This is a genomic window from Nitratireductor sp. GCM10026969, assembly GCF_042660605.1.
In the GTDB taxonomy this organism is placed as follows: Bacteria; Pseudomonadota; Alphaproteobacteria; order Rhizobiales; family Rhizobiaceae; genus Chelativorans.
On record NZ_JBHSUM010000228.1, the window covers coordinates 1 to 4,892 of the forward strand.

The 4,892-nt window shown below is 66.0% G+C and carries 4 protein-coding genes and 1 pseudogene; all 5 read right to left on the reverse strand.

The window, feature by feature from the left end; translation table 11 throughout:
- On the reverse strand, positions 1–1,112 hold a 1,112-nt coding region (tilS, locus tag ACFP9U_RS23865), incomplete at its 3' end, for a tRNA lysidine(34) synthetase TilS (RefSeq protein WP_378625266.1).
- Entirely contained in the window at positions 1,106–2,071 is a 966-nt protein-coding gene (ybgF, locus tag ACFP9U_RS23870) for a tol-pal system protein YbgF (protein WP_378625268.1), read from the reverse strand. The genes tilS and ybgF, both read right to left, overlap by 7 nt.
- A gap of 124 nt (positions 2,072–2,195) precedes the next feature.
- The gene (gene pal / locus ACFP9U_RS23875) at positions 2,196–2,711 is read right to left on the reverse strand and encodes a peptidoglycan-associated lipoprotein Pal (RefSeq protein WP_378625269.1); all 516 of its coding nucleotides are present in this window, start codon (positions 2,709–2,711) and stop codon (positions 2,196–2,198) included.
- Positions 2,712–2,884: 173 nt separating this feature from the next.
- The gene (gene tolB / locus ACFP9U_RS23880) at positions 2,885–4,201 is read right to left on the reverse strand and encodes a Tol-Pal system beta propeller repeat protein TolB (protein WP_378625271.1); all 1,317 of its coding nucleotides are present in this window, start codon (positions 4,199–4,201) and stop codon (positions 2,885–2,887) included.
- A 37-nt stretch (positions 4,202–4,238) separates the two neighbouring features.
- Positions 4,239–4,892: pseudogene (locus ACFP9U_RS23885) on the reverse strand (hypothetical protein); the annotation flags it as partial.

Below are 4,892 nucleotides of genomic sequence, written 5' to 3' on the forward strand. Positions count from 1 at the left end.
GGCGCTTCATGGCCGGCAATGTCCGCCGCCCGCGCATTCTCCGCACCGTACGGACCGAGGAGAACGCCCGCGCCTCCGCCGAGGCCCGAGATGCGGTAGCGTCCGTCCCAGACGACCTCCTCGGCCGCGGCGCACCGTGGAAGATTGCGCTGCTCGCGATGGAGGAAGATTTGTTCCCCGCGCAGGGAAACGACAGCGCGAGAGAGGCTGGCGCGTCCCCGCGACCTTTCCGCCCGCTTCAGGAGCGCCGCGACGCGCATTGCCTCAGGCAGGTGCGGCGTGCCGCCGGCGACGGCCAGCAGGAGACGAAGCGTGTCGTTTGCGGTCTTCTCGTCCGCTACGTCGAAGGCGGGCCGCGACAGGCGTAGAAGTCCCGGAGCCGGCCGGTCGGCGGATGCGACGATCAGCGCCGCCACCTTTTCGCCGACATCCTTTCGTTCCGCAGCCATTTGCCGCGCCCTATGCACCAGGCGCCCGATCTCCTTTTCGCCAAGCCGGCCGCGCACCCGAACGCGCTCAAAGCGTGGGTCGCGGTTGCTGGGGTCTTCGATCCAGGAAAGTCCGCGCCCTCGCAGGAAACGCCGCAGGTCCGCCCTGCGCGTTCCAAGAAGCGGCCTGACGAACCAGACCCGCCCCGCATACAGCGTCGCCGGCGCGATGCCGGCCGCGCCACGCCCTTCCCCGCGGGCAAGGCGCATGGCAAGCGTCTCCGCCTGGTCGTCCGCCGTGTGGCCGGTCATCACGAGATCGCTTCCCGCCTCCCCCGCGACCTCGGCCAGGAGCGCAAGACGCGCTTCTCGCGCCGCTGCGGCAACGCCCGTCGAAGGCTTCGGTCCTCTCCAGGTGACCACTCGATGGGCGATATCGTATGCGTCGCAGACCTCCGCGACCCGGCGCGCCTCGCCAGCGGATTCGGGGCGCAACCCGTGGTCGACGGTCACGGCCAGGAGCGAAGGCGCGTTGTCGACGGTCTGCAGATAGTCGCGAAGAAGAAAGAGGAGGGCCAGGGAGTCGCCGCCCCCGGAGACAGCCACGACGAGGGATTTATGCCCGGCAAGGTCGAGGTCGGCGAAAAACGCGCGCGGATCGGGCGCGAAAGCCTGGCTCAGCAACCAGCCTTTTCCTGTTCCTGCCGGATACGTTCGCGCAGCGCATCTGAAACCTGCGGATAGCGTTGGCCGATCTCGGTGAAGGTCGCGCAGGCGACGTCGCGCTGGTCCAAGGCCGCGAGCGAAACGCCGAGCTTCAGCAGCATGTCCGGCGCTTTCCCGGCATTGGGATGGTTGCGATTGGCCTGGAGAAAGGTTTCGGCCGCTTCGCGGTAGCGATGCTGGGCAAGCAGCGCCTCACCCAGCCAGAATTGCGCGTCGGCCGCATGTGCACCGTCCGGAAACCCGTCCAGATACTGCCGAAAGCCCGCCTCCGCCGTGTCGTAGTCCCCCGACAGGATGAATTCGTAGGCGTTGCGATAGATCTCGTCGGGATTGTCGGAAGGCGGTAGCGCGGCGACCACCGACCCGTCGCTCGGCGCGCCGCTGCCTTGCACGTCGCCGCCCTGCAGGAGGTCGATAGGTTCCCCGCTGCCTTCGCTCACCACATTGCCGTTTTCGTCGAAGGTAATGGTGCCGAGTGTGCGCGGCGGCTCACCCCGTGCCGGTGCCGTCCCTGCGGAGTCGCCGTCTTCCGATCCATTTGCGGGAGCCGGCGCGGATTCGGCCCGCTGCGTGGCCGCGCTGCCGCCGGCATCGGATCGTTTCTCCTCGAGTTGCTGGAAGCGGAACTCGTTGTCCTCCTGCATGCGCCGGATCTGATCCTGCATCTGGAGGATCTGGAAGTTGAGTTCTTCGACACGGCCGTTCAGGCGCCGCAGTTCTTCCTCGAGGTTGGAAACCCTTGGGTCGGCCGCCTGGGCCAGGATGACGGGCGCGCCGCGCCGGTCTTTCAGGGAGTCTGCCGTGCCCCCATGACCAAGATCATCGGCGCGCGGCAGAAGGGCCGCGTGCCCCGGCACCGCGAACGCAAGCGAAAGAGCCACGATGGCCAGGCCGTTCAGATAGGTTCGGAAATGCATTCCCGTCTCGCTCTCGAAAAGAGATGATGACGGCGGCACTTCGGTGCCGCCGTTCTCTCTTTAACAGGCCCCGAGACTTCGGCCAAATTTTGATTGTGTCTGCAGCGCCGGAAGCCCCGCGGCCTCAGCTCTCGCCGTCACCGCCGAGCGCGGTGACGGCGCGCCTGTTCTGCGACCAGCAGGAGATGTCGTCGCACACGGCGACCGGCCGCTCCTTTCCGTAGGAGACGGTGCGGATGCGGTTGGCCGCCACGCCCTGCCCGACGAGGAAGTCCCGTGTGGCGGCCGCACGCCGTGCGCCCAGCGCCAGGTTGTATTCGCGCGTGCCACGTTCGTCGGCATGACCCTCGATGGTGATGGAGTAGGAGGGATATCTGTTCAGCCACTGCGCCTGACGGGTGAGCGTGGCCTGCGCATCCGAACGGACCACCGAGGAGTCGGTATCGAAGAAGATGCGGTCGCCGACGCTGACCGTGAACTCCTGTCGGGAGCCGGGCTGGGCGGCATTCGCACCCGCGCCGAGGCCGAGGTCGGCCGCCGTGTTCGGGACCTGCTGATTCGAACGGCATCCGGCGATCGCCAGAGCGGCAACGAAAGCGATAACGGCAGGATTTCTGGCCAGAGTTGCGATACGGCGCATGGCCGTCACTCCTTCAATTCGATTGGGTTTGGTCAAGACTGAAGTAACCATGATGCGGTTAACGCGCGCTCAAGGAACAAGGTTAACGCCTTTCAACCGGCCGCCCCTACGAATCGAACACGACAAACCAGTGATTCGAACGGTAACGCCAAATGAGGCTGAAAGGCGGCGATCTACTGGCGAAGCGGCGACCAGGCCGGATCCGACGCGAAGTTGGGGCTCGGGATGTGTTGCTCGTTACGCCCCGTCAGGTCGATGGAATAGAGCTTCGGCCCGGCCGCGCCGGCATCTTGGCGGAAGAACAGGATGACCCGCCCGTTGGGCGACCACGCGGGACTCTCGAGCAGAAACCCGGTGGAAAGAATCCGCTCGCCCGAGCCGTCCGTGCGCATCACCCCGATCTGGAAATCCCCGCCGGTCTGCTTGGTAAACGCGATGAGATCGCCGCGCGGCGACCAGACGGGCTGGGAATAGTTGCCGTTCCCGAAGGAAATGCGGTGCTGGTTGGAGCCGTCGGCATTCATCGCGTAGATCTGCGTCCGCCCGCCCCGATCGGAGGTGAAGGCGATCTGCGTACCGTCGGGCGAATAGGACGGCGACGTATCGATTGCGTTGGTGTTGGTCAGCCGCGTCGTCGTGCGTGTCCTCAGGTCCATCGTGAAGATGTTGGAATTGCCGTCCTCGCGCCCCAGGCTCAGAATCACCTTGTCGCCGTTCGGCGAAAACCGTGGTGCGAAGGTCATGTTGGGGAAATCGCCGATCAGCTCGCGCTGCCCGGTCTCGAGCTGCAGCAGATAGACCCGCGGTTCGCCGCTTTCGTAGGACGTATAGGTAAGTTCCTGACGCCGTGGCGAGAAACGCGGCGTCATGACCAGCGCGCTGCCGTCCGAGAGGGTCCGGAAATTGGCGCCGTCCTGGTCCATGATGGCGAGGCGCTTCACCCGGTTGTCGCGCGGCCCCGACTCGTCGATGAAAACGATCTGGCTGTCGAAATAGCCCTTTTCGCCCGTGAACTGCTCATAGATCGTGTCGGCGATGATGTGGGCCACGCGGCGCCAGTCGTTGGCGTTGGCATAGAACTGCTCGCCGACGAGCTGCTGGCCCGCGAATATGTCCCACAGCCGGAATTCCGTGCGCAGCCGCCCGTCCGGCTCTTCAGTCACGCGCCCGGTCACCACGGCCTGGGCGTTAATGACCTTCCAGTCCTCGAAACGCGGCGCGACATCGGGATTGGAGATCTTCTCGATGAAAGCATTCTTGTCGATCGGCGCGAAAAGGCCGGAACGCCGCAGGTCCGCCGCCACGACGCTGGTGATCTCGGCCCCCTTGCCACCGGCCGACAGGAAATCGGTCAGGGCGATCGGCACCGGCTCGACCACACCTTGATTCACGTCGATCTCCACGAGCGCGCGCGCCGGCGTCACGGCCAGCACGACCAGCCCCAGGACCAGACCCCCCACGGCCAGGGCTGTTCTCAGGAATGTCTGCATTTCTTCAAGCCTCTTGGATATCTTTCGGTGTTCCGCATCAGAACATGTCGGTGGGATCGAAGTGGACGATGACGTCGGCCCAGGCACTGTATTTCTCTGAGGGCAGATTGTAGGGAGCGCATTGGAGGATGGCACGCCGCGCCGATTCCGCCGCCGCACGCTCCACGCTGGAGCCGCTGCCGCCGGCGATGATCTGCGGACTGCCTTCGATCGCCCCGCTCGGATCGAGCCGGAATTTGAGCGACACCTTGAGATTTTCCGCGTCGAGCGCGCCGGCGGGAACGTTCCAGCAGCGCTGGATCTGCCCGCGCAGCGCGTCCATCTCGCTTTGCGTCAGCGTCTCGCCGGTGGTCGTTCGCTCGCCGCCGAGCGCGGCCTGTTCGGTGGAGCGCTCCGCGCCGCCGCCGGAGGCTTCCTCCTTGTTCAGGAGAGCGGCCACCTCGTCGAAGAGCTCGTCGTCCTTCTTTTCGCTGCGGGCCTGCTGTTTCTGCGCCGGCTTTTCGGCCTCCTTGCGCTCCGGAGCCTTGGCGGTCTGCGCCTTGGGCGGCTGCGGCCGGGCCTGCGGCAACGGCGCCGACTGCGGCAGCTTCACGCTCTCGGCCTCGGCATTCTCCGCCACCAGGGATTGCTCGGCCGGCTCCGGCGCCACCTCCTGCTGCGGCTGCGGTTCGGGTTCCCTTTCCGTGGCCGG